At 56.3% G+C, this 25,982-nt stretch carries 20 protein-coding genes and 2 tRNA genes; 8 read left to right on the forward strand and 14 right to left on the reverse strand.

Features of this window, described 5'->3' with window-relative positions:
- Positions 1-5: 5 nt before the first annotated feature.
- From topA to fadB, 3 genes are all read right to left on the reverse strand, one after another.
- A complete protein-coding gene (gene topA / locus ACNSOI_RS10755; protein WP_106695879.1) occupies positions 6-2,645 on the reverse strand; it encodes a type I DNA topoisomerase in 2,640 nt (879 codons plus the stop codon).
- A 264-nt stretch (positions 2,646-2,909) separates the two neighbouring features.
- Entirely contained in the window at positions 2,910-4,085 is a 1,176-nt protein-coding gene (gene fadA, locus ACNSOI_RS10760; protein ID WP_106695880.1) for an acetyl-CoA C-acyltransferase FadA, read from the reverse strand.
- A gap of 32 nt (positions 4,086-4,117) precedes the next feature.
- Complete coding sequence (fadB, locus tag ACNSOI_RS10765; RefSeq protein ID WP_061332171.1) at positions 4,118-6,265, reverse strand: fatty acid oxidation complex subunit alpha FadB; 2,148 nt, start codon at positions 6,263-6,265, stop codon at positions 4,118-4,120.
- Positions 6,266-6,579: 314 nt separating this feature from the next.
- Between fadB and ACNSOI_RS10770 the strand changes: the two genes are divergently transcribed.
- Together ACNSOI_RS10770 and ACNSOI_RS10775 are read left to right on the forward strand one after the other, a co-directional pair.
- Positions 6,580-7,398 (forward strand): hypothetical protein, encoded by an 819-nt coding sequence (locus tag ACNSOI_RS10770; protein WP_420194002.1) that lies wholly within the window; start codon positions 6,580-6,582, stop codon positions 7,396-7,398.
- A gap of 130 nt (positions 7,399-7,528) precedes the next feature.
- Positions 7,529-7,960 carry a universal stress protein gene (locus tag ACNSOI_RS10775; RefSeq protein WP_072677182.1) on the forward strand — a complete coding sequence of 144 codons (432 nt, stop codon included), beginning with the start codon at positions 7,529-7,531 and terminating at the stop codon, positions 7,958-7,960.
- 46 nt (positions 7,961-8,006) lie between these two features.
- Here the strand turns inward: ACNSOI_RS10775 and ACNSOI_RS10780 are convergent, their stop codons facing one another.
- The 5 genes from ACNSOI_RS10780 to ACNSOI_RS10800 all read right to left on the reverse strand — a co-directional run bounded on the left by ACNSOI_RS10780 (position 8,007) and on the right by ACNSOI_RS10800 (position 12,331).
- The gene (locus ACNSOI_RS10780; RefSeq protein ID WP_106695881.1) at positions 8,007-8,675 is read right to left on the reverse strand and encodes a DUF6901 family protein; all 669 of its coding nucleotides are present in this window, start codon (positions 8,673-8,675) and stop codon (positions 8,007-8,009) included.
- Positions 8,672-10,609 (reverse strand): ATP-binding cassette domain-containing protein, encoded by a 1,938-nt coding sequence (locus ACNSOI_RS10785; RefSeq protein WP_420194003.1) that lies wholly within the window; start codon positions 10,607-10,609, stop codon positions 8,672-8,674. Before ACNSOI_RS10785 ends, ACNSOI_RS10780 begins: the two co-directional genes overlap by 4 nt.
- Before the next feature lie 5 nt (positions 10,610-10,614).
- Entirely contained in the window at positions 10,615-11,412 is a 798-nt protein-coding gene (locus ACNSOI_RS10790) for an MOSC domain-containing protein (RefSeq protein ID WP_138437530.1), read from the reverse strand.
- A 133-nt stretch (positions 11,413-11,545) separates the two neighbouring features.
- Positions 11,546-11,621 (reverse strand) — tRNA-Gly (locus ACNSOI_RS10795).
- 107 nt (positions 11,622-11,728) lie between these two features.
- Positions 11,729-12,331 carry a DUF924 family protein gene (locus ACNSOI_RS10800; RefSeq protein WP_420194004.1) on the reverse strand — a complete coding sequence of 201 codons (603 nt, stop codon included), beginning with the start codon at positions 12,329-12,331 and terminating at the stop codon, positions 11,729-11,731.
- A gap of 92 nt (positions 12,332-12,423) precedes the next feature.
- On the opposite strand from ACNSOI_RS10800, the gene ACNSOI_RS10805 reads away from it, so the two are divergent.
- The 3 genes from ACNSOI_RS10805 to ACNSOI_RS10815 all read left to right on the forward strand — a co-directional run bounded on the left by ACNSOI_RS10805 (position 12,424) and on the right by ACNSOI_RS10815 (position 13,896).
- Positions 12,424-12,801, forward strand: a complete 378-nt coding sequence (locus ACNSOI_RS10805) for a sirohydrochlorin chelatase (RefSeq protein ID WP_061332166.1) — start codon at positions 12,424-12,426, stop codon at positions 12,799-12,801.
- A 28-nt stretch (positions 12,802-12,829) separates the two neighbouring features.
- Positions 12,830-13,735: a TIGR01777 family oxidoreductase gene (locus ACNSOI_RS10810; protein WP_420194005.1), complete on the forward strand. Its 906-nt coding sequence runs from the start codon at positions 12,830-12,832 to the stop codon at positions 13,733-13,735.
- Between the two features lie 85 nt (positions 13,736-13,820).
- Positions 13,821-13,896: transfer RNA gene (locus ACNSOI_RS10815), tRNA-Glu, on the forward strand.
- A 33-nt stretch (positions 13,897-13,929) separates the two neighbouring features.
- On the opposite strand, the gene ccoM is transcribed toward ACNSOI_RS10815, so the two are convergent.
- Positions 13,930-14,079, reverse strand: coding sequence for a cytochrome c oxidase subunit CcoM (gene ccoM, locus ACNSOI_RS10820; protein WP_167392920.1), 150 nt, complete (start codon positions 14,077-14,079; stop codon positions 13,930-13,932).
- Between the two features lie 255 nt (positions 14,080-14,334).
- Between ccoM and ACNSOI_RS10825 the strand changes: the two genes are divergently transcribed.
- Genes ACNSOI_RS10825 through pta form a run of 3 tightly spaced genes read left to right on the forward strand, consistent with a single transcriptional unit; the run spans position 14,335 to position 20,145 of the window.
- Positions 14,335-16,755, forward strand: coding sequence for an EAL domain-containing protein (locus ACNSOI_RS10825; RefSeq protein WP_106696042.1), 2,421 nt, complete (start codon positions 14,335-14,337; stop codon positions 16,753-16,755).
- A 21-nt stretch (positions 16,756-16,776) separates the two neighbouring features.
- Positions 16,777-17,964 (forward strand): acetate/propionate family kinase, encoded by a 1,188-nt coding sequence (locus ACNSOI_RS10830; protein WP_106695885.1) that lies wholly within the window; start codon positions 16,777-16,779, stop codon positions 17,962-17,964.
- Between the two features lie 27 nt (positions 17,965-17,991).
- Positions 17,992-20,145: a phosphate acetyltransferase gene (gene pta, locus ACNSOI_RS10835; RefSeq protein ID WP_286250098.1), complete on the forward strand. Its 2,154-nt coding sequence runs from the start codon at positions 17,992-17,994 to the stop codon at positions 20,143-20,145.
- Positions 20,146-20,181: 36 nt separating this feature from the next.
- Here pta and der read toward each other — a convergent pair whose 3' ends face one another.
- The 5 genes from der to ispG form a co-directional block, all read right to left on the reverse strand.
- Complete coding sequence (gene der, locus ACNSOI_RS10840) at positions 20,182-21,603, reverse strand: ribosome biogenesis GTPase Der (RefSeq protein ID WP_106695887.1); 1,422 nt, start codon at positions 21,601-21,603, stop codon at positions 20,182-20,184.
- A 63-nt stretch (positions 21,604-21,666) separates the two neighbouring features.
- A complete protein-coding gene (gene bamB, locus ACNSOI_RS10845; RefSeq protein ID WP_286250103.1) occupies positions 21,667-22,830 on the reverse strand; it encodes an outer membrane protein assembly factor BamB in 1,164 nt (387 codons plus the stop codon).
- On the reverse strand, positions 22,830-23,486 hold the full coding sequence (locus tag ACNSOI_RS10850) for a YfgM family protein (RefSeq protein ID WP_420194006.1): 657 nt from the start codon (positions 23,484-23,486) through the stop codon (positions 22,830-22,832). The genes bamB and ACNSOI_RS10850 overlap by 1 nt, the downstream gene beginning before the upstream one ends.
- A gap of 42 nt (positions 23,487-23,528) precedes the next feature.
- Positions 23,529-24,809 carry a histidine--tRNA ligase gene (gene hisS, locus ACNSOI_RS10855; protein WP_374814228.1) on the reverse strand — a complete coding sequence of 427 codons (1,281 nt, stop codon included), beginning with the start codon at positions 24,807-24,809 and terminating at the stop codon, positions 23,529-23,531.
- A 44-nt stretch (positions 24,810-24,853) separates the two neighbouring features.
- The gene (ispG, locus tag ACNSOI_RS10860; protein WP_061332158.1) at positions 24,854-25,972 is read right to left on the reverse strand and encodes a flavodoxin-dependent (E)-4-hydroxy-3-methylbut-2-enyl-diphosphate synthase; all 1,119 of its coding nucleotides are present in this window, start codon (positions 25,970-25,972) and stop codon (positions 24,854-24,856) included.
- Positions 25,973-25,982: the final 10 nt, after the last annotated feature.

Genomic DNA, 25,982 nt, shown 5'->3' on the forward strand with positions numbered 1-25,982 from the left:
AAAAATCACTTCTTCTTGTCCCTGGGCACCCAGCGGCCGTTTTCGTACCAGGCGGACCAACCGGTGGCTTTGCCATCCTGTTCCGACATCACGTACTGCTCTTTGGACTTCCGGCTATAACGGATCACCGTCGGGTTACCCTCGGGATCCTTCTCCGGGGCGTCCATCAGGTAATCGTATTTCGGATCGATTTCCTTCCGGTGTGGCTTGATTTCCATCACCAGCGGTGGGCGGGTTTCCCGGTTTTTCGGGAACTTGCTGGCAGCCAGGAACAGGCCGGAAGCACCATCACGGAGCACATAAGTGTCATCCACTTTCTGGCACTGAAGCTCCGGCATGGGTACCGGGTCCATTTTGGGCGGGGCCGGCTCGCCGTTCTTGAGTAATTTGCGAGTGTTCTTGCACTCGGTATTGGTGCAACCGAAATACTTGCCAAATCGACCGGTTTTCAGCTGCATTTCCGAGCCACACTTATCGCACTCGAGTGTCGGCCCGTCATAACCCTTGATGCGGAAACTGCCCTCTTCGACTTCATAGCCAGAACAATCCGGATTATTACCGCAAACGTGCAGCTTGCGTTTCTCATCAATCAGGTAGCTGTCCATGGCAGTACCACACTTCGGGCACCGGCGCTTCTTGCGCAGCAAGCGGGTTTCGCCCTCGCCTTCCACATCCTCATCAGCACTGACCACTTCGTCGCCAGAGACCAGATTGATGGTCGTCTTGCAACGCTCCTTGGGCGGCAATGAGTAACCGGAACAGCCAAGGAACACACCGGTGCTGGCCACGCGAATCTGCATATTACGGCCGCAGCTCGGGCAGGATATGTCTGTCTCTGTCGGGGTGTTGGCACGCATGCCGCCATCAGACTTCTCAGCGCTTTCGAGCTGATTGCGGAACTTGGCGTAGAAATCGTTCAGCACTTTCTTCCACTGAACATCACCCTCTGCGATTTCGTCCAGCTCACCTTCAAGACGAGCCGTAAAATCGTAATCCATCAGGTTCGGGAAGGACTCTGCCAGCCGTTCGGTAACAATTTCACCCATTTTCTCGGCATAGAAACGGCGATTCTGAAGCCGAACGTAGCCACGGTCCTGGATGGTAGAGATGATCGAAGCATAGGTGGAAGGCCGGCCAATACCCTGCTTCTCCAGCTCTTTAACCAGGCTGGCTTCGGTATACCTTGGTGAGGGCTTGGTGAAGTGCTGGGTTGGGTCCAGCTTTTTCAGATCCAGCGACTGGTCCACCTTAATATCGGGCAGAGCCACATCTTCATCTTTCTTGGCAGACTGGGGCGCAGCTTTCAGGAAGCCGTCAAACTTGACGATACGACCACGGGTTCGGAGCTCATAATCGCCATTGGCGACCACAATGGACGTACTCAGGAACTCGGCATCCGCCATCTGGCAAGCAATAAACTGACGCCAGATCAGGTCATAAAGCTTCTCAGCGTCTTTTTCCAGGCCGCTTATATCCGTAGGCCTGCGGGATACGTCAGTAGGACGAATCGCTTCGTGGGCCTCCTGAGCGCCTTCCTTGCTGCCATACAAACGGGGGCTGTCCGGCAAATAGCGATCTCCGAACTGCTTCTGGATAAATTCACGGCAGCCCGTTACCGCATCCTGACTCAGGTTGGTGGAGTCAGTACGCATATAGGTGATAAAACCGGCTTCATAAAGGCGCTGGGCCAGCATCATGGTTTTCTTGACACTGAAGCCCATGCGATTGCTCGCCGCCTGCTGGAGCGTGGATGTAATAAACGGCGCCGACGGGCGTGAGCGTGTCGGCTTGTCTTCCCGCTTTGAAACCCTGAAGCCGCCGGATTTCAGGCGATCGACGTGCTCTTTGCTCTGAGCCTCGTTTACCGGGCGATAGGGTTTGTCATTGTAACGCGTAACCTCGAACCGCACTGGGTCTGCGGAACCATCTGCGGTCAGATCCGCATGCAGCTGCCAGAACTCTTCCGGTACGAATTTCCGGATTTCCCGCTCCCGCTCAACAATCAACCGAACGGCAACAGACTGCACCCGGCCGGCAGACAGCCCCCGGGCAATCTTTGCCCACAACAGCGGAGACACCATATAACCCACGACACGATCCAGAAACCGGCGCGCCTGCTGGGCATTTACACGGTTGTTATCGAGGTTTCCAGGGTCTTTGAACGCTTCCTGAATGGCTCGCTTGGTAATTTCATTGAACACCACCCGGCGATACTTTTCGGGTTCGCCACCAATGGTCTCCTGAAGGTGCCAGGCAATGGCCTCCCCTTCTCTATCCAAATCCGTTGCGAGGTAGATGTGGTCGGCGGATTTGGCCAATCGCTTGAGCTCGCTGACAACTTTTTCCTTGCCGGGCAGTATCTCGTAGCGGGCGCTCCAGTCGTCATCAGGGTTTACGCCCATGCGGGCAACCAGCTGCTCCCGTGACTTACGCTTCTTGTGCTCGGCTTTTTCTTCCGGGCTCATCTTGCGGGTGGCGGCGGCCTGCTTTGCCCGTTCTTTCGGGTCTGACTGGCTGCCACTACCACTGACAGGCAGGTCACGAATGTGGCCAACACTGGACTTAACGATAAAATCCGAGCCCAGGTACTTGTTGATGGTCTTCGCTTTCGCTGGTGACTCGACAATAACGAGACTTTTACCCATATCGGAGATCTGTATCCTTGGCGATAATTCGGTTAATAGCTGAACAAACCGTAAACTCGCATAAAAATCAGGCAACTGGAAAACACAGAGCTGCCATTGTGTATAGGCTCACTGTTTTACAGGGTCAACAATTGCAAGACAACCCATTCTTTGATTTCAATCAGCCTTTTTTTCAAATATCAGCAGCAGACACCAGGCCCTGAAACAGGAAGGCCCGGCAAAAGCCGGGCCTCCTGATGAGCGTTACTGATTCGGATCAACCGATCAGAGGCGCTCCCACACAGTGGCAATGCCCTGACCAAGACCGATACACATGGTGGAAACACCAAGCTTACCGCCTTTGGCCTGCATAACATTCAGCAGTGTGGTGGAGATACGGGCACCAGAGCAGCCCAGCGGATGGCCCAGGGCAATCGCGCCGCCGTTCAGGTTGACCTTCTCTTCCATGACGCCCAGCAGTTTCAGATCTTTCAGAACCGGCAGGGATTGGCCAGCGAAGGCTTCGTTCAGTTCCCAGAAGTCGATGTCTTCGACTTTCAGGCCTGCACGCTTCAGCGCCTTTTTGGTAGCCGGAACCGGACCGTAGCCCATGATCGCGGGATCACAGCCGGCAACTGCCATGCTGCGAATCTTGGCGATCGGCTTCAGGCCCAGGGCTTCTGCCCGCTCGGCTGACATCAGCACCATCGCAGCGGCACCGTCGGTCAGCTGGGAGGAAGTACCGGCAGTGACCGTGCCGTTCTTCGGATCAAACGCCGGACGCAGCTGGCCGAGGGACTCAGCCGTGGTTTCCGGACGAATGGTCTCGTCTTCTTCGATCAGCTTCACAAAGCCATTTTCGTCATGACCTTCAACCGGAACGATTTCGTTCTTGAAGCGGCCTTCAACGGTAGCTTCGTGAGCCAGGCGATGGGAACGGGCACCGAACTCATCCTGTTGCTCACGGGTAATGCCGTGCATTTTCGCCAGCATTTCTGCAGTCAGGCCCATCATGTTGGAGGCCTTGGCAGTGTACTTGGACGCAGCCGGGTTGTGGTCAAAGCCAGCGGTCATGGGTACGTGGCCCATGTGCTCGACACCACCCACCATGAACACATCACCGTTGCCAGTCTGGATAGCCTGGGCAGCTGTGTGGATGGCGCTCATGGCGGAACCACACAGACGGTTAACGGTCTGGGCAGCGGACTCGTGAGGGATACGGGTCAGCAACGAAATCTGCCGTGCCACGTTAAAGCCCTGTTCCTTGGTCTGGTTTACACAGCCCCAGATCACATCTTCTACTTCTTTCGGGTCGAGCTTCGGGTTGCGCTCAAACAGTGCTTCAATCAGCGCAGCGGACAGAGTCTCGGCGCGAACGTTGCGGAAACAGCCGTTTTTGGCACGACCCATCGGAGTCCGCACGCAATCGACGACGACAACGTCTCTCGGATTAAGGCTCATAGATCTTTCTCCGTTCGGAAATCTCGTTAGGGTTAGCCAAAGAACTTCTTGCCGGTCTTGGCCATTTCACGCAGCTTCTCGGTCGGCGCGTACAGCGGGCCAAGATCTGCGTACTTGTCTGCCAATTCGACGAACTTGTCGACGCCCATGTCGTCGATGTAGCGCAGAGCACCACCACGGAACGGAGGGAAACCGATACCGTAGATCAGGCCCATGTCTGCATCGGCCGGGTCTTCAACAATGTTGTCTTCCAGGCAGCGAACGGTTTCCAGGCACAGAGGAATCATCATGCGGGCGATGATTTCTTCTTCGTCGAAGTCCTTGCTGCCGTTAACCACAGGCTCGATAAGCTTGTAGGTTTCTTCGTCGACAACTTTCTTCGGCTTGCCCTTCTTGTCTTCTTCGTACTTGTAGAAGCCCTTGTCGTTCTTCTGACCGTAACGGTTGTTCTCGAACATCACGTCAATGCCAGACTTGAAGTCGGCCTTCATGCGATCCGGGAAGCCCTCTGCCATCACCTCGTTGGCGTGCTTGGCAGTGTCCATACCCACAACGTCGAGCAAGTAAGCCGGGCCCATGGGCCAGCCGAACTTTTCCATCACCTTGTCGATCTTCTGGAAATCAGCACCGTCACGCAGCAGCGCGGCAAATCCACCGAAATACGGGAACAGAACACGGTTAACCAGGAAGCCCGGGCAATCGTTGACCACGATCGGGGTCTTGCCCATGGCCTTGGCGTAAGCAACAGTGGTCGCGATGGCGCGGTCACTGGTCTTCTCGCCACGGATAACCTCAACCAGCGGCATCATGTGCACCGGGTTGAAGAAGTGCATGCCACAGAAGTTCTCCGGACGCTTCAGGTTCTTGGCCAGAAGGTTGATGGAGATGGTAGAGGTGTTGGACGTCAGGATGGTGTCCTCGCGAACCGCGTCTTCAGTTTCACGCAGAACCGCATCTTTAACCTTCGGGTTCTCAACAACCGCTTCAACAACCAGATCTACGCTCTTGAAATCACCGTAGTTCAGGGTCGGCGTGATGTTGTTCAGAACGTCGCCCATCTGGCCGGCGTCCATCTTGCCCTTGGCAACACGCTTGGACAGCAGCTTCTTGGCTTCATTCAGGCCCAGCTTGATGCCGTCCTGATTGATGTCCTTCATGACAATCGGGGTGCCTTTCAGTGCAGACTGGAACGCTACACCGCCACCCATGATACCAGCGCCCAATACCGCAGCCAGTTTCACGTCGGAAGCTTCTTTTTCCCAGGCGCTAGCTTTCTTCTTCAGGGCCTGGTCGTTCAGGAACAGACCAACCAGACACGCGGCAACGTTGGTCTTGGCCATCTTGGCGAAGCCTTTGGCTTCCACTTCGATCGCCTTGTCACGAGTCATGCCGGCATGCTTCTGCATGGTCTTGATGGCTTCCACCGGCGCCGGGTAGTTCTTGCCAGCCTTGCCGGCCACGAACGCCTTGGAAATCTCGAACGCCATCATGCTTTCCATGGCGTTCAGCTTGATCTTGCCTTTCTTCTCTTCACGACGGGCCAGGTTATCCAGCTTGCCTTCGTTGCACTGGTTGATAATGGCAACGGCAGCGGCTACCAGCTTGTCGGCTTCAACCACGGCATCAACAGCACCAACCTTCAGAGCGGCATCGGCACGGTTTTCGGTACCACCGGCAATCCACTCAACGGCGTTGTCCACACCCACCAGACGGGACAGACGTACAGTACCGCCAAAGCCCGGGAAGATACCCAGCTTCACTTCCGGCAGACCAACCTTGGCCTTGGGAGCCATGACACGGTAGTCGGTGGCCAGACACATCTCAAAACCACCGCCCAGAGCGATACCGTTGATAGCGGTAACCGTCGGGAACGGCAGATCTTCGATGGCGTTGAAAACTTCGTTCGCCTTCAGGTTGTTAGCAACGAGGTCTTCCTCGGAACCTGCAAACAGCTCAGTGAACTCGGTGATATCCGCACCGACAATAAAGCTGTCCTTGGAGCTGGTGACTACCAGGCCCTTGAGGTTCTTCTGGGATTTGAGTGCTTCAGCTGCGGCGCCCAGCTCTTCGATGGTGAGACGGTTGAACTTGTTAACTGACTCGCCCTGCAAGTCAAAGTCCAACTGAGCGATCCCGCCTTCGATCTCTTTAACCGTGATGGCTTTACCTTCGTAAATCATCAACTGATCTCCAGTCTGTGTTTGGAACTGCTGACAACCGGCTGGCGAAACGCCGAGCCGACTGCCTGTGCAGCGAGATTTCGGTCACTGCCCGATCATTCGATCCAAAAAATTCATACAGTCGTTTGAATCGTGAGGACACACGATGAAAAAAAAAGACGCGTTTGTCAATTTGTTTCTTGATGAAACCTGAAGAAAAAAGGGAGTACAGCCTGTAAGAGCCGGAAACTACTTGATTAGCCGGCAGAGTTACTTTAACTTCGAGATGCGACTTTAGTCCACAATAATAAAACAGTATTACGGAGACTCATCCGATGAAAGACGCTCGCCTGCGCATTCAGTCACTGCTTGCCGCACTGCTACTACTATCCCTGACCGCGTTTGGCGCCCAGGCACAGGACACCGGCGCAGACTTCCTGTCAGATCTGCACGATTTCCGCATCAACAATTATCTGGCCCTGGACTCGTTCTACGCATTCAGCGCCACCGGCGACACGGAAGCCCTCAATCGTATCGTGGGCAGTATCAATGCCTCCAATAATGCGATGAACGCCGTGATCGCCAGCACCAGTGGCGTTCTGTCGCCACAGCAAGTGGAAGGGCTCAACCAGGACTTTGACCAGTTCAAGGATCTCATGCGCGGGAACATCAACGAAGTCCGGGATCGCGGCTACCCTGACCTCCGCCTGATGGCCGATCTCGCAAACAAGGCGTCAAGCATGAACGAGCGTGCTACAGAGCTTTATGGTGTTGCCCAGGAGAACAGCGGTACCCAGGCTGACGCGCGTATTGAGTCTGCTCGCTCCGCAGCCGTGGTGATGGCACAAATGATGGCAAGGTACTCCGCGCGCACCCACTCGTCCGTGTCCCAGACGTTCCAGGGCGCATCAGACGAAGCATCGCTGGACCAGCAGGCTCTGATGTTTGATAGCTTGCTGGCCCGGGTACAATCCGGCTCCGCCAGTGCCGAGCTCAAGGCCGCCATTGATGATGTCAGCTCCAAATGGCAGTTCATCCGCAGCTCCTACATCAACTACAACGAAAACAACGTCAGCTTCGTCATTGACCGCTATTCCAAAGGGATCATTCGCAGCCTGACCACCACCATCGAAATCCTCGAAAGTAACGCCTGATGTGTCTTCGGGCGGACTAACGGTCCGCCCGAAGTTTTCCTTCCTGTTGATGCCCGTCAGAATCCCGCTACACTTTCTCGTATAAACTGTTGATACTGACTATTACCCCAATTCGCAAAGGAGTGACTGAATGTCGACCTACAACAAGATGCTGGTTGCCATTGACCTGACAGAAGAAGCCCCGCAGGTTCTGAACAAAGCAAAAGCGATCTGCGACGCCTATGGTGCCGAGCTTTTTCTCGTCCATGTTGTTGAGCCGGTGGGTTACGCTTACGGTGGTGATATCCCGATGGACCTCACCGAACTTCAGGACCAGTTGGACAAAGCCGCCCGCGAGCAGCTGGCGAAGTACGGTGACCAATACGGCGTACCGAAAAGTCACCAGATCGTCACGGTTGGCCGTCCGGAATCCGAAATCCATCGTCTGGTAAAGGATCAGGGCGTTGATTTGGTGATCGTTGGCAGCCATGGCCGCAAGGGGTTTCAGTTGCTCCTGGGCTCAACTGCCAACGGCGTACTGCACGGCACCCAGTGCGATGTTCTGGCCATCCGGATTCACTAAGCCACCCCGCCCAAACGCCGATTGAGGCACCATGAAAAAGGGAGGCTTACGCCTCCCCTTTCATTCTCGCCTGCAGTTTTCTGAGTTGACTCTCCAGTGACACGCTGACACTCGATGCCATGGAGAAGAAATTCAGCAATGCCTTGAGGTTACTGTCGCCTTTGCAGACCGCATGAATCCGTTGCCAAAGCGCCTGATTGACCAATTGAAGCCTCTGATTCCTCTCTACCAGCCCTTTTAGCTCCCAATCAGCCTGCTCCTGGTTCCGCTGGGCAAACAATTGCTGCAGCAGATAGTAACCGACGCTCCGCATAACGAATTCGTCGCTGTTGGCGAATGGCAGATGATGCAGCGCCATCGGTTTGAGTTCTGACAGCACCGGGCAGCCACTGGTCGCCATCTTCAGCCCAAGTAACGAACGCAGCGCTTCCTCAAGGGTTGTCTGTTTGGCGTACGTGCGCCGTTCGTCGGTAACCTCCACGTTCACCTTCTGGTAGGCATCTTCGGCCTGAAACGCCTCAACCACCGGCAGGATTTCAACCGCCGCCGGGCAGTATTCCACCTCCCCCGCTTTCAGGGGGCAATTTGAGCACTTGCAGTGCTCAAGCCTGACCCAGGAAGGGAATCCCGAGACCGGTGGCACCGCTGGCTCACCGGTAACCTTGAATTCGATGTTTCGTCCATCATGAAATTTAAAATTATAATTGATATTCATTGACTCGCCTGTTCTTCCAGCTCCATCCACCGCTCGATGACCGACTCCAGTCGGGTTTCCGTTTCCGACAACTTTTCCAGAGTGGCTGAGACTTCGTCCGGTGGGCCTGAATAAAAGTCCGGGGCAGAAATGGATTCCTGAAGTTCTGCCACCTCACGCTCCAGTGCCTCAATCTTGCCAGGCAACTGTTCCAACTCCAGTTTAAGCTTGTAACTCAGCTTTGCGGCCTTTGGTTTTGCCGACTGTGACACAGTCTCTGGCACCGGCTGCGTATTTTTGTCCGAACTGTCGGATTTATCACGCTTGTCCTGCTTGTCGAGGCGACTTCCGGAGGTCTCCGAGGGAAACCTGCCGCCCTGTCGACGCCAGTCCGTGTAACCGCCAACGTACTCCCGTGCCGAACCGGAGCCATCCAGAAAGATGGTATCCGTCACCACATTATCGAGAAATTCCCGATCGTGACTAATGACGATGACTGTGCCGTTAAAGTTCCCTAATTGCTCTTCCAGCAATTCAAGGGTTTCGACATCCAGGTCATTGGTAGGTTCATCCAACACCAGTATATTGGCCGGCTTACTGAAAAGCTTGGCCAGCAACAAGCGCGCTCGCTCGCCACCGGAGAACACCCGGACCGGAGAACGGGCACGCTCAGGCGTAAACAGGAATTCCTGGAGATAGCCCAGAACATGCTTGCTCTGGCCGTTGATATCAATGAACTCGCGACCTTCAGCCAGGTTATCAAGGGCGTTACGGGAAAGGTCCAGCTCGCCCCGGAGCTGATCAAAGTACGCCACCTGCAGGTTGGTCCCCAAGCGGATACTACCCTCGGTAGGCTCAAGCTCACCCAGCAGCAACCTGACCAGGGTGGTTTTACCGGTACCATTCTCTCCCACCAGACCAATCTTGTCGCCCCGGATCACCGTCAGGTCCATATCACGCACAACCTGGTGACCGCCCGGGTATGAGAAGCCAGCCTGTCGTGACTCTGCCACCAGCTTGCCGGATTTCGCCGCCTCTTCCACTGAGAAGTGTGCCGTGCCTCCTCGCACCCTACGCTGTCGATGCTCCTCGCGCATGGCCTTCAAAGCCCGCACACGGCCCATGTTCCTGGTGCGGCGGGCCTTGATACCCTGGCGAATCCAGGCCTCTTCCTGTTTCAGGCGCTTATCGAACAATGCGTTCTGGCGCTCTTCATCTTCCAGCGCCTTCTCCTTCAGCTCGAGATACCGGTCATAACTGGCAGCGAAACTGATCAGCTGACCACGGTCAAGTTCGACCACCCGCGTGGCCATGCGCCGTATAAACGCCCGATCATGGCTGACAAACAGCATCGCCCCACGAAACTGGGTCAAGGCCTCCTCCAGCCAGGCAATAGCGGGCACATCTAGGTGGTTTGTTGGCTCGTCCAGCAACAGGATATCCGGCTCTGCCACCAATGCCTTTGCCAGCAAAACCCGGCGTTGCCACCCACCTGAGAGGGTGTTGAGGCGGCGGTCCGGGTCTATGCCATATTGCCCCAGAATGGTGTTCACCTTTTGATCAAGGCGCCAGCCATCCAATGACTCCAGGCGCTCCTGGACCTTCATCAAACTGTCCATGGAGGCCTCGTCAGCACTTTGGGAGAGCCGATGAAACTCCGCCAAGAGTTCGCCGGTTTCCGGAAACGCCGAGGCCACAACATCGTAAGCCGTCCGGGCATCGTCTGCCGGCAGGCTCTGAGGCAATACCGCAAGCACCGAGCCCTCCTCAAGCCGGACAACACCCGCATCCGGAGTGACGTCACCACTGACGATTTTCAGTAGCGTTGACTTGCCCTCGCCGTTACGCCCGAGAAGGCACACTCGCTCCCCGGGATCAATCATCAGGGTTGCCTCATCCAGCAATGGATGCATGCCGAAGGCCAGGGATATTTTTTCCAGTGTTAACAAAGGCACCTTGATCAAGACTCCTGTTGGGAAATGTCTACGGCATCGCCGACCGAAAGGCGCCCGCCACCCTGGTGAACGACGTTCTGGCCGAAAATCACACCATCCCCGGTTTTGCGATAACGGGAGAGCGTTCTGAGGGGCTCGGTACCCGGATCTTTCAGGCCAGTATCCGGGTCCACCGTGGTCATGACGCACCGGGAACAGGGTTTTGCGACCGCAAACCGGGTTTCACCGACGGTAATACTTTGCCAGCCATCTTCAGACCAGGCCTCAGCCCCTGAAATGACAACGTTCGGCCGGAAACGGCGCATATCCACGGCATTGGCCAGCCGGCTATTGAGCTCGTCGAGGGAAGCCTGATTGGTTATCAGCAAGGGGAACCCATCGGCAAATCCAACCCGGCGATTTTCCGGCACCCGCAACGGGTCTACACGACGAAAACTCTCATCGGGCATGTACACAAAACGAAGGGACTGGCCAAGGTAACGACTGATCGCCGCATCGGCCGGCTCAGGGCCGGTCAAGGCGTCCACGGTATCGCGCCAGACCTTGACCGCCATCCTGCCATTGCCGGGCCTCAGGACAAAGTCCCCCTGCCCCGGAACACCGATCTCAACACCCTGAGGCCCTATATGGGTCGAAACGTTTGCCAACAAAGGTAGCTGTCGCTGGGTTATAAACTGCCCCTGATCGCCCACCAGCATCCAACGCCGGTCCCCGGCGGGTCCGAATTCATCCAGTTCGAATGACGACACTTCGATGCCAGCCAGGGACTTGACCGGGTATATAAAGAGGGATTGAACGCGCATGATGACCACCCTTGCAAGTAACAGGTTTGGGATGGAAGTGAGCGAGTATAACCGACGAAACCTTGTCCATGGGGGAGAAATGCGGAACAGGAAACAAAAAACCCGGCCTTGTGGGCCGGGTTTTTCCTGAATCTGGAGCGGGAAACGAGATTCGAACTCGCGACCCCAACCTTGGCAAGGTTGTGCTCTACCAACTGAGCTATTCCCGCTTGCTGTCAGAGGGCGTTGCCTCTCAACGGCTGCGTATTCTACTGATCAGCGTTCGGCCGTCAACAATTTTTGTTAAAAATTTGTGATTGCCCTCAACCGCTCCGTTTTACTGACCAAATCGGCGACCGCCCGCCAGATAGGCCTGCTCTGCCTCCGTGGATGTTCGCCCCAGCGCCTTGTTACGATGGGGGAAGCGGCCGAATTGCAGCACGATATCCCGGTGATCTACGGCCGACTGCAGGAAGCTACCCAAAAATTCGGCGAGTAAGCCGTCGGCACTGGCAACCAACTGCTCATAACATGCCACTGACAAATCCTGGTCCTTCTTGAGCTCAGAATGCTGCATGGGCATATAAAGAAACGCCCGTTGAATGAGCGGCAACTCAAGATCCTGCCCCCTATCCATTGCCTGCCTGCTCAAATTGCGGGCCAGCCGATCACTTTCGAACGCCAGGGCACCGCCACGGAAGATGTTACGGGTAAACTGATCGAGCAGCAGTATTTCAGCCAATGCGCCTCCCGCTTCATTTCGCCAATGCTCCAAACCCTGCTCAGAGGCGAACAGCACCAGCGAAAGAAAGCGCCTTCGAATTTCCTGGTCAAACTTCCGATCGGACCGAAACCAACGGTTTCGGTGATCGGCGTTCGGCAGCCCATGCTCATCCAATTTTCCAAACCAGAAATCCAGAAGCTCTTTCCAATCGAACATTTACCGACTCCCTGTTACATTTAAATCAGCGGGTGTACAGGATCTTATTTGATTACGACCGAAGCATTCCATTTGACCACCCAGGAGCAACCATGACCCAGCCTCACCGAATCATTCTGCTGGCCCACGGCAGCAGTGACCAACGCTGGTGTGAAACCTTTGAACAACTGGCAGCACCAACACTCAAGTCGGTTGAGAACGCCGCCATCGCCTACATGGAGCTGGCCGAACCCTCGCTGGAAACCATCGTGAGCCAGGGCAAAGCCGATGGTACCGAGCACTTTACCGTGGTTCCCCTGTTCCTGGCAGCAGGCCGGCACCTGCGCAAAGATGTACCGGCAATGATCGCAGACCTGGAAAGCCAGCATGGTGTCCAGATCAAACTGGCGCCGCCCATCGGCCAGAACCCTCAGCTGGGCGATGCCATCCGGGATGTTGTGCTCCAGGAGCTGGAGAATAGCGGTTCCTGAAACCATCAGCCGACAGGAGGAGATCACCATGGAGAAAAAAATCCTGATTACCGGTGGTACCGGTTTTATCGGCACCATACTCTGCCGCGAGTTGATCAACAAAGGGTACGGGCTGACCGTTCTCAGTCGACAATCGGCAGATACGGTTCGGGCACTGTGTGGTCGGGTAGAAGCGACATCAGACCTGAAGCTTCTTGAAGGGCATCAAGGGTACCATGCCGTCATCAATCTGGCCGGCGAAGGAATCGCCGACAAGCGTTGGACGGCGTCCCGAAAACAGGCTCTGCGGGACAGTCGTATTGGCGTAACCCGGACTTTGGTTGATGTATGCAGAAGCTGGCAAAGCCCGCCTGAAGTTTTGGTATCTGGTTCTGCTGTGGGCTACTACGGAAATCAGGGGAATCATCTGGTAACAGAGGAGACCCACCCACATCCGGAGTTCACCCATGAATTGTGCCGTGACTGGGAACAGGCAGCACTGTCTATGGAAGAACTGGGCACCAGGGTTTGCCTGTGTCGCACCGGAATTGTGACTGGCAGAGGTGGCGGCTTCCTGCAGAGAATGATCCTGCCTTTCCGGCTTGGCCTTGGCGGTCGCCTCGGCAACGGGCAACAGTACATGCCCTGGGTGCACAGGGATGATGTGGTTTCAGGGCTTATCTGGATGCTTGAGAACCCCCACGCGAAGGGAGCCTACAACATGGTAAGCCCCAATCCGGCCACTAACCGGGAGTTCACCAAAACCCTTGGCAAGGTTGTTCATCGGCCCACGGTATTCCCGGCCCCCGCGCCGGTGCTCAAACTGGCACTGGGTGAGATGGCAGGGCTGTTACTCACCGGGCAGAAAGCAGTTCCGGCGAAATTGCAGCATGAGGGCTTCCGGTTCAAATACGCCGAATTGGAACCAGCATTGGCGGACAGCGTGGCGGGGTAATTTTTTCAAAAAAACCGTTGACAGGGCAAAAGGCCTTACTTAATATACGCGCCACCTCGACGAGGCAAGTTGTTGAAAACGTTGCGTCCCCTTCGTCTAGTGGCCTAGGACTCCGCCCTTTCACGGCGGCAACAGGGGTTCGAACCCCCTAGGGGACGCCAATTTTTTCAATCGGTTAGGCGATTTCTTGCCGGTTAGCCACCCTGCCCTCGATGGTGTCCTTTGTGACCTTTTCCTCCATGGGCTTTCTGGTCTTTCACTACGAAAATCCCAACCCCCACAAAAAAGCCAACCATCAGCAACACGGTTGCAATACCCGCGATAACCACTGCATCCATATACATAGCGTTAACTCCTGCTCTATCTGAAACTTGATTAAGCTCAGGTTACGCCCGGGCGACCAACCCCGTATTGATCTGTGTCAAAGGCAACTATCACCTCTTTCATTTCACAAACTGCGAAACACCGCCCGAATTATTCCGTTATTTCCTGTATTTGCAGCGCATTCGACATAAACTACTGCTATAGTCGATAACAGGATAAGCACCTACTCTGCGCATTTTATGCCTGATATCCAATGTGATAGCGAAGTTCACAACATGCCAGAATTCATGCCCCGATTGAGGCGTATTCGCACAGCCTCTCCGCTTTCTTTCAGGCTCCTGGCATGGATCCTATTGTTCAGTACTGCCTTCACGCTTCTGGCGGCGGGCGTGCAGATCTATTCTGATTACCGTAAAGACCTGTCGCTGATCGAAGAACGGATGGAAGTGATTGAATCCGGCTACGCCTCAAGCCTGGCCCGGAGCCTCTGGGCCCTCGATCAGAAATTGCTGCAAACCCAGATGGAAGGCATCCTGAGCCTGCCGGATATTACCCACCTTCGGCTTCGAATCGAGCCTGACTCCGAACTCGTCATGGGAGAAATTCCCAGGCAGGCCGATACCCTTGTCCATCGTTTCGAACTCATTCAGCGCGATGGAAATGAATTCCTGCTTGGGGAACTTGAGATTACCGCCAACCTGGAACGGGTGTATGGCGAACTCCAGCGAAAAGTCGGTGTAATTCTGGCCACACAGTTCCTGATCGTCTTTTTTGTTTCCGTGCTTATCCTGTGGATATTCCAGCACCTTGTGACCCGCCACCTCACCGCTATGGCCGACTACACCAAGGATCTATCCCTGAAAAACCTGTCCAGGCCCCTGGTGCTGGACCGTCCTGACAGTACAGCCAATGGCAAGGACGAACTGGGCATGGTGACGGACGCCATCAATCAGATGCGGGAAAGGCTGAATGAGGATGTCGCCCGGCGCGAGCGAGACGCAGCCGACATTCTGAAGTTTTCCAAGGCCATTGATCAAAGCCCCTCTTCGGTTCTGATCTGTGATCGGCAATGGCGAATCGAGTACGCCAACCGAAAGTTCAGTCAACTTACCGGCCATACTATAGACGACATCATTGGCAAACATCCGTCGCACCTGATCGAAAACAGTATGGACATTCAGGACGCCCGCCATCTTTGGCAGTCCATCCGGCTGCAGGTACAACGGGTTGGTGTTTGGCAAGGCGAAGTCAACAGCGTCCGGCGCAATGGTGAGCGCTACTGGGAGCAGCTGGTGGTCACCCCTATCCGCGATAATAACGGTGACACCACCGGCTACCTCATCCTCGGTGAAGACATCAGCATCCGTAAGCGCTATGAACAGCAACTGTTGCGCCAGGCCAATTACGACATACTGACCGGCCTACCAAACCGGATGTTGGCCCTGGATCGCCTTAAGCTGGCACTGGCCCAGGCCCGCCGAGATAATTCCCAGGTGGGGGTCATGTTCCTGGACCTCGACAATTTCAAACACATAAACGACACCCTGGGCCACGATGCCGGCGATACCCTGCTGGTGGAGGCCGCCCGTCGTATCTCCAGCTGCCTCAGGGGCACCAGTACCGTTGCCCGCCTGGGTGGGGATGAGTTTCTGGTTATTCTGCCGGGCCTCACGGGAACTGAGGCCTCATGCCAGGTCGCGGAGAGGATTCTGAAAACCTTTGCCCCCGCGTTTATGCTCAATGGCCAGGAAGTCTTTGTGACAACCAGTATCGGGATCGCCATCTTCCCTACCGACTCCGATAACAGTGGCACATTGCTTCAGCATGCAGATGCAGCCATGTATCAAGCCAAGCATAAAGGAAAGAGCTCCTATGCCCAGTTCACGCCGGAAATGACCGAAGTGTCCCATGAGCGGCTTCAGATGGAGTCGCACATGCGCAAGGCGCTGGAGCTGGGAGAATTCGAGCTGTATTACCAGCCGATAGTGGACACCGCTTCCGGCTCATTGATCGGCGCCGAGGCGCTGCTGCGCTGGAACAATCCGGCCATGGGCATGGTCATGCCCGACCGCTTCATTCCGCTGGCTGAAGAAACCGGCCTGATCATCCCGATCGGTGAATGGGTTATCGAGGAGGCCTGCAAAGCCGCTGTCGCCTGGCGAGCCATGACCGGCCTCGAATCCCTTTCGATTGCTGTCAATGTGTCGCCCCGTCAGTTCCGGGACCCCGGCTTTACCGATGCAGTCATGCGCTCCCTCAACGCCAGCGGGCTGCCACCGGAATGCCTTGAGCTGGAGATTACCGAAAGACTCATTCTTGATAACACCATTGAAACCGCCGACATCCTTCGGCAACTGGACAGGACCGGCATCCGGCTGTCAGTTGACGACTTCGGAACCGGCTATTCGGCCCTCAGCTATCTGAAGTCGTACCCGTTCGACACACTCAAGATCGACAAGTCGTTTATTCAGGATGTGTTGAACGAAAGTGGAGACGCCTCACTCGTGCGCGCTATCATCAACATGGCCCACAGTCTAGGACTGAAAGTCATCGCCGAGGGCGTCGAAGAAGAGGGGCAAACCCACTTCCTCAAGAATGAAAACTGCGACTATTCCCAAGGCTACTTCTACAGTCGCCCGATGCCCGAGCAGGATTTCATCCACTGGCTGGAAACCAATCATCGGGCCAATCTCTGAATCATCAAAACGGCACCAAGCATGGACGAAACAATACTTGTCGTGAACTGCGGCAGTTCCTCTATCAAACTCGCGCTGTTCGACAGCAACCACGAGAAACAAACCTCTGCACTGGCTGAACGGTTGAACAACCCCGACTCGATCGCAAAGATTTCCGGCGATAGCGTACCGGTGGCCTTACCCGCAAACGCTTCCCACGACCACGCCCTGCAGGCCCTGGTGAACGCTTTCTACGATCGCAACCTGATGAGCCGAGAGCCTGCCTCCATCGGTCATCGGGTGGTTCATGGTGGCGAGGCCTTTCGGGAGGCAGCACTGATCGACAAAAAGACCATAACGGCCATTGAGGATTGTGCCTCACTGGCGCCACTTCACAATCCGGTCAACCTGATCGGCATCAACGCCATGCAGCGCCTGTTTCCGGATGTACCGCAAGTGGCGGTTTTCGACACCGCTTTCCATCAGAGCCTGCCAAAGCGGGCCTTCCTGTATGCCCTGCCTGAACACTATTACCGGGAATGGGGTATCCGGCGCTATGGGTTTCACGGCACCAGCCATCAATTTATGGCCCATGAGGCATCGCGCCGCCTGGGTAAGACACCGGCGACGACGTCCATCATTTCAGCGCATCTTGGCAACGGCTGCAGCATTACTGCCATCGATAACGGCATCAGCAAAGATACCAGCATGGGGCTGACACCACTGGAGGGGCTGGTGATGGGCACCCGAAGTGGCGACGTCGACCCGGGGCTGTTTGACTACCTGGCCGGGCGCGGTATCAGTGCCAGTGAAGCCCATAGGGTTTTGAACCAGGACAGTGGATTACTCGGGCTGTCTGGACAGACCAATGATATGCGCTCGCTGTGCGAGCTGGCTGACCATGGCCACGAACCTTCACAACTGGCCATCGATGTATTCTGCTTCCGCCTGGCGAAGTACTTCGGGGCCATGATGGTGTCCCTGAGCCATCTGGATGCCCTGGTGTTCACCGGTGGCATTGGAGAGAACAGTGCGAGAGTTAGAGCCCAGACGATCGAACACCTGAAATTACTGGGCATTGCTCTCGATCCGGACCTGAACAACCATCACGGCCAGTACAGTGAAGGCCATATTGGTGACGCGGACTCCCGTTTTCCGGTACTGGTCATCCCAACCAACGAGGAACTGGTGATTGCCAGAGAAGCCAGCCGGCTCGCTAACCTAAACTGACATTCAAGGACGTAACCAGGAACCATTATGGCTAAGAGTCTGTTTATTGCCCCGACTTCCCTTGATTCGGGCCTCACTTCCGTATGCCTGGGCCTGCTGAGGGCCCTGGAACGGGAAGGAGTAAGCGTCGGTTTTTACAAGCCTTTCAGTCAATCGGTGCATCACGGTGAGGCCCGGCACAACGAAGGCAAGGACTCCTCGGTAGAGTTCGTCCGCTCCCGCAGTCACGTGCAGACACCCGACCCTCTGCCCCTCAAGCAAGCCCAACAGTTACTGAACCACGGCAAGGCGGACTTGCTGCTGGAAACCATTGTCGGGGAGTACCAGAAGGTCGCCAAAGACTTCGATGTTGTCATTATCGAGGGACTAGTGCCAGACCGAAGCGAGGCCTACATTGCCCGGCTGAATGTGGAAGTGGCTCGAAACCTGAATTCCGAAGTTATCCTCGTCAGCACCCCGAGAACCTGCACGGCTTCCGAACTGGACGACGAACTGGATTTCTCCGCCCGGATTTTTACCGCCCCGTCGGACCCTGACGTGATCGGCGTTATCCTGAACAAGGTTGGTGCCCCGGAAAAAACTGGCATTGCCCTGGACCAGCACCCCGATCACCAGCATCAGGACATCGATTATCAGACCGCCTGTTCGGTATTCAACACCGGGCGCTTTCGCCTGTTGGGTGAAATCCCCTGGCAACCGCACTTGCTGGCACCCCGTGTTTCCGACGTGGCCCGCGAGCTCGCGGTACCGGTGCTCCATGGCGGCCAGATGCACTCCCGGCGGGTACAGCGCGTTTCTGTGTGCGCCCGTACCATCCGGAACATGACCGACATCCTCAAGCCAGGCACCTTGCTGGTCACCCCCGGCGACCGGGAAGACATCATCGTGACCACAGCCGTCGCAGCACTCAACGGTGTGCCGCTCGCCGGATTGATGCTCACCGGTGGCCTGATGCCCGATGACAGGGTAATTGACCTGTGTCGCAGGGCACTCGAAACAGGGCTGCCGGTGCTCAGTTCTTCAACCAATACCTATGAAACCGCCCACATGCTTGCCAACCTGTCGGCCACCATTCCCATCGATGACCCCGACCGGATTGAACAGGCCATGGAGTCTGTCGCAACACGAATCGATACCGACTGGTTGCAGGAACACCTGAAGGTGCAGCGCCAGGGGCGCCTGTCGCCTCCGGCTTTTCGATATCAGTTGTCTGAGCGCTCCCGGGCCGCCAACAAACGCATCGTGCTGCCTGAAGGTGCGGAACCCAGAACCGTTCAGGCCGCCATCATTTGCCACCAGCGTAAACTTGCCCGCTGTGTTCTGATCGGTGATCCACGAGAAATACAATCGGTTGCCAGCTCCCAGGGCGTTGAACTGCCCGAAGACCTTGAGATACTTGACCCCCAGTCAGTCCGTAATCGCTATATCGCGCCCATGGTGGAACTGCGAAAACACAAAGGGCTAACTGAAGACATGGCGGAAGCCATGCTCGAGGACAACGTGGTACTGGGCACCATGATGGTTGCCATGGATGAAGCCGACGGTCTGGTGTCAGGGGCCATTCACACCACCGCCAATACCGTTCGACCGGCTCTGCAGCTGATCAAAACCCACGATCACGCCAAAGTGGTTTCATCGGTATTCTTCATGCTCCTGCCCCAACAGGTCCTGGTTTACGGTGACTGCGCAATCAACCCGGACCCGAACGCTGAGGAATTGGCAGATATTGCCATCCAGAGCGCCCAGTCCGCCGAAGCCTTCGGCATCGAGCCCGTGGTTGCCATGATCAGCTACAGCACCGGGGAATCCGGCACCGGCGCAGATGTGGATAAAGTCAGGGAAGCCACTCGCATTGCCAGGGAACGCCGCCCTGATCTGTTGATAGACGGCCCACTGCAGTACGACGCCGCAGCCATCGAAAGTGTCGGCAAGGCCAAGGCACCCGACAGCAAGGTGGCCGGCAAGGCAACGGTATTTGTGTTCCCGGATCTCAACACCGGCAATACCACCTACAAGGCGGTTCAGAGAAGTGCCAATGTGGTCAGTGTTGGCCCGATGTTGCAAGGCCTGAGAAAACCCGTAAACGATCTGTCGCGTGGGGCGCTGGTGGAGGATATTGTCTTCACAATTGCCCTGACAGCGGTTCAGGCCCGCCAGGTAGAGAGTGCCGGGTTGGCGTAACGCCAACCCGTTACAGAATGGGCGCGGCCCGGCAGATCAGCGCTTGACGCTCTTCTGTCGGGTTTTGCGCACACGGCGCCCCTTCTTGATGTCGTTGTCTTTCTTCACTTTCTGGCGCGGCGTCAGGCGGTCCACCTTGGTGGCGAAGGGGTTTTCACCAGACCGGAACTCAAACCGGATGGGCGAGCCCACCACCTTCAGCACCTTGCGGAAGGTATTTTCCAGGTACCGTTTATAAGCACCGGGCAACGAATCCACCTGATTGCCATGCACCACCACCACCGGCGGGTTAGAACCACCCTGGTGGGCATAGCGCAGCTTGATACGACGACCATGAACCATGGGGGGCTGATGCTGGGCCACGGCATCCTGCAGGATGGCGGTCAAGCGATTGGTTGGCCATTTGGCCATTGCGGACTCATAACAGGCCTGCACAGACTCGTACATGGTGCCAACACCGGTACCGTGCAAAGCCGAGATATAATACTTGTCGGCGTAGTCCAGGAAGTCCAGGCGGCGCCCCACCTGCTCTTTCACCTTTTCGCGGTCTTCCGGATCCATGCCATCCCATTTGTTAATGGCAATCACCAGGGAGCGGCCCGCATCCAGAACAAAGCCGATCAGGTGCATATCCTGGTCAACGAGCCCTTCCCGGGCATCAATCACCAGAATAACCACATGGGCGTCGTCTATGGCCTGAAGGGTTTTGATGATAGAGAACTTCTCCACCACTTCTTTCACGTTCTTCCGGCGCCGCACACCTGCGGTATCAATGAGCGTGTACTGGTGGCCGTGCCGCTCGTAGGGGATATACACGCTGTCCCGTGTGGTGCCGGGCATATCGTAGACAACGACTCGTTCCTCACCCAGCATCCGGTTGACCAGAGTCGATTTGCCTACGTTCGGGCGACCGACCACTCCAATTCGAATACCCGGGTACCGATCAGCCCGGTCCTGCTCTTCAACGTCCACCGGCTCAGGCAGCAGAACTTCCAGTAGCGAGCGGATCCCCCGGTTATGGGCAGCCGCAATCGGGAAGGTGGACTCAAAACCCAGGGAGTAAAAATCGGCGGAGGCAACATCCGGGTCCTGGCCATCGGTCTTGTTCACCACCAGATGCGCCTGCTTGCCAGAGCGGCGCAGGTGATCTGCAATCATCTCATCACCGGCTGTCAGCCCTGCCCTGCCGTCGACCAGAAACAGGACGATATCGGCTTCCTCAACGGCCTGCATGGACTGCCGGGCCATCTCTGCGTCCAGCCCCACCTCGTCACCGGTCAAACCACCGGTATCGATGACAATGAACTTCTGCCCCTCGTACTGACCCTCTCCGTATTTCCGGTCACGGGTCAAACCCGGAAAATCCGCCACCAGCGCGTCGCGGGAACGGGTCATCTGATTGAAAAGAGTGGACTTACCCACGTTCGGGCGTCCTACCAGGGCAATAACTGGGGTCATAATGTTCTGCTATATAAAAAGGTCAAAAGCCCGGCTCATGCCGGGCTGATCATGTGAACGGTGTTACTTTTTTGGTTTCAGGCTATAGACCGCCATTCGCCCACCGTTGCCGTAAACCAGCAGGTTACCATCTTCAATCACCTGAACCGGTACGCGGATACCGTCACTGTCGAACTTCAGCTGGCCCTGCAAGGCGCCATCCTCCCGGGACAGTGCGTGCAGGTAGCCCTCGTAATCCCCGGTGACCACGTAGTCACCACTGGCCACCGGCCGGGTGACCTGGCGCCAGGACAACCGGTCCTGAACCCAGAGTTCACGGCGGTCGCTGCCCCGATAGGCAATAATGTCGCCGTTCGCCGCCGCCAGGAAGATGCTGCCACCACCGATACTTGGCGAGTAGAAACTTGAAGCACGGCGGCTCCAGATTTCCTGCCCGGAGCGAATATCAACCAGCGCCAGTTTGCCCTGGTACCCGGCCACCATAATGGCCGATTCCAGGACCAACGGCTGGCCACCGATATCCACCAGCCGCTCCAGTTCTGTACGGCCCTGTGGTTGCCCGACCTCGTACTGCCAAACCGGCTGGCCAGCATCCGCGGTGAGCGCTATAACACGGCCGTTGGCGAAAGAAGCAATCACAATATCGCCGCCCACCAAAGGAGCCGCCGCCGTTCGCATGGACAGCACCGGTACCTGGCCGTCGTATTGCCAGAGGCGTTCGCCATTAGCAGCATCGAAACCGATAACGCGGCCATCGGTGGTTTGCGCAACCACCAGAGAGCCATTGGACTGGGGCGCAGCAAGACCTTCGGTCGGTAATGAGGCCCGCCATAACTCATCGCTGGTTTCCCGTGACAAGGCAACCAGTTCGGCATCGCGGGTGATGTAATACAACTGGTTACCGTCGCCACCGAAGCCGGCAAATATTCGGTCTTTCGACCGCCGCTGCCAGAGCGCCTTGCCATTCCCGGGCTCCACCGCCACCAGCAGGCCATCGGCAGAGGCTGCATAGATCACGTCGCCGGCGTACAACGGTGCCAGGTGCAAAAACTGGTCATCATGCCCCTTACCGACTGACATGGTCCAGATACGCTTGAACTCAACACTGGCATCAATTTCAGGAACCGGCACCGGCTGTTCAAAGGTATCCTTGGTGCTGCAGCCCACGAGCAGCACCACCAAGGATGCCAGAGAAAAACGAACGAACCTGTTGCGAGTTACCCGCATCAGGCCCCCTCCCCAACACCAAGGTCAGAGAGCTTAAGTTCCAGAATACCGCTGCGGCCCTGTTGGTTTTGCTCCCGTGCCGTAATGTAGGCATCGCGGGCGCCGTCGGTGTCACCTTGTGCGAGCAGGATGTCCCCACGCAATTCTGAGAACACGCCAGCAAAGGCGTCGGCATTGGCCGCACCATCCAGGGTTGCCAGGGCGTCATCGTACCGCTCAGCAGCAAACTGTGCCCGGGCCAGTCGGTTACGCACAACCAGGCTCAGGGCCGGGTAATCCGCTGCCTTGTCCAGGGCCCAGCTCAGCGAGTCAATGGCGGCCTCGGCGTTACCGTCCACCATCATCTGTTGGCGAGCCAGTACAAGGTTGCCATAGATGGCGTAGGCGCTCTTGCCATAGTCGTTGCGAAGGGACTCGGCAACAAATGCGACGGTTTCGCTGGCATTCTCGTCGGATTCATCGGCAAAGGCATTGAGCAGAGTGGCAAACTGGTTAGCCGCTTCCGCACGCTGCTGAGCCTGGTGGTTCTGCCAGGCCTGCCAGCCGAATACGATGGCCAGCGCAGCACCGATACCAATCAGCAGAGAACTGCCGTTCTTCTTCCACCAGTCCTTGATCGCCTGGATCTGTTCCTCTTCGGTGCGCAACTCAGCCATGTAAACTCCTGTTCATCAATAATGTTGCTGTTCTTGTGAAAATCATTGTGCAAGCCGGTTGGCGAGCGCCTGGGCCAGTTCACTGCGGGCAATGTCCTGCTGCGGCTCATCGTCGCGCAAGGGCTTCAGGCCAACATTGCCACTGGCCAGCTCATTCTCCCCCAGGATGACCGCGTAGCGGGCGCCGCTGCGGTCCGCCTTCTTCATCTGGCTCTTGAAGCTACCACCGCCACAGTGAGTGACAACCACACGACCGGGTAACGCGCTGCGAAGTTCTTCCGCAATCGCCATCGCCGGGGCGATAACCTTGTCGCCCATGGCGGTTACGTATACGTCGGCATGGTTGTTAACGTAATCAGGCACCAATTCCAGGGTTTCGAGCAACAGGATCAGTCGCTCCAGCCCCATAGCAAAGCCCACCGCCTTGGTTGGTTTGCCACCCAACTGCTCTACCAGGCCATCGTAACGGCCACCAGCACACACGGTTCCTTGTGCACCGAGGCTGTCGGTAATCCATTCGAAAACGGTTTTGCCATAGTAATCCAGACCCCGAACGAGGGCCGGGTTTACGCTGTATTTCACGCCGGCGGCGTCCAACAGCCCCTTCAATTGCTCAAAGTGGGCCCGGGATTCGTCATCCAGGTAATCGTCCAGGCTTGGCGCCCCTTCCAGGATTTTCCGGGTTCCGGCATCCTTGCTGTCCAGAATCCGTAACGGATTCGTGGTCAACCGGCGCTTACTGTCGTCATCCAGCTGATCCCGGTACTGGTCCAGATAATCAACCAGAGCCTGGCGGTAGACTTTCCGGGCTTCACTGGTGCCAATGGAGTTAATCTCAAGGCGCGTATGCCCGGCAAGACCAAGGGCCTGCCACAGCCGCGCCGTGAGTATCAGCAACTCGGCGTCTATATCCGGACCATCCATGCCAAAACACTCCACGCCAATCTGGTGGAACTGGCGGTAGCGGCCTTTCTGGGGGCGTTCGTGGCGGAACATCGGGCCGGTATACCAAAGCCGGCGGGTCTGGTTGAACAGCAGGCCATGCTCTTCGGCTGCCCTGACGCAACCGGCTGTGCCTTCCGGGCGAAGGGTCAGGCTGTCGCCATTCCTGTCGTCAAAGGTGTACATTTCTTTTTCGACGATGTCAGTGACTTCACCAATTGAGCGCTTGAACAGTTCGGTCTGTTCAACCACCGGCATGCGGATTTCCTGGTATCCGTATTGCCCAAGTACCTGACGTACCGTTGACTCTACATACTGCCAGACGGGGGTCTGCTCCGGCAGAATATCGTTCATTCCGCGGATTGCCTGAATCTTAGCCAAGTTAAAACCCTGATACTTTAATGAATGATGTCGAATTGGACGGCTCAGTCCGCAGACCGGGCAATCACGGATTCTTCCTGCTGCTGCCGCTCTGCAACTTTTTCCCGGATGATTCGCTCCAGGTCGTCCGTCAACGTCGCATTGTCCAACTTCTGATTTGGCTTTCCGTCCAAATACAGAAGGTTTTTCGGCGTACCGCCCGTCAACCCGAGGTCCGCCACCTTGGCTTCTCCGGGACCGTTCACTATGCAGCCAATAATGGCAACGTCCAGGGAGGTATTGACGTCTTCCAGGCGAGCCTCCAGATCATTCATGGTCTGGATCACATCAAAGTTCTGCCTGGAACAGCTGGGGCAAGCGATGAAGTTGATACCACGGCTGCGCAAACGCAGGCTCTTGAGAATATCGAAGCCAACCTTGATTTCCTGCACGGGGTCTGCGGCCAGTGATACCCGAATGGTGTCGCCAATACCGTCCATCAGCAACATGCCCAGGCCGATAGAGGATTTTACTGTGCCCGAACGAAAGCCACCGGCCTCGGTAATACCCAGGTGCAAAGGCTGTACAATCTGGGAGGCAATCTTCCGGTAGGCATCAACGGTCATAAATACCTCTGACGCCTTCAGGCTAACTTTGAAATCCTGGAAATCGTGTTTATCCAGAATATCGATGTGCCGCATGGCAGACTCTACCAGGGCCTCTGCGGTAGGCTCACCGTATTTACGCTGCAGGCTCTTTTCAAGAGACCCGGCATTCACGCCAATACGGATCGGGATATTGCCGTCCCGAGCGGCGCTGATGACTGCGTTGACGCGATCGTCCCGACCAATGTTACCGGGGTTGATGCGCAAACAGTCAACACCAAGCTCGGCCACTCGCAGGGCAATTTTGTAATCGAAGTGAATATCGGCAACGAGCGGCAGAGATACGCGCTTGCGAATCTGTCCGAACGCTTCAGCGGCCTCCATGGAGGGTACTGAAACACGGACGATATCGGCGCCGGCCTCCTGCAATGCTGCAATCTGGCCAACAGTCGCCTCTACATCACAGGTGTTTGTGTTGGTCATGCTCTGAACCGCAATCGGTGCATCGCCGCCAACCGGCACATTGCCCACCATGATCTGGCGGGATTTACGTCTTTTGATCGGGGATTCGTGTTTCATTTGCTGGAAC

It is taken from the genome of Marinobacter sp. GH_1 (genome assembly GCF_048595985.1).
In the GTDB taxonomy this organism is placed as follows: domain Bacteria; phylum Pseudomonadota; class Gammaproteobacteria; order Pseudomonadales; family Oleiphilaceae; genus Marinobacter; species Marinobacter shengliensis.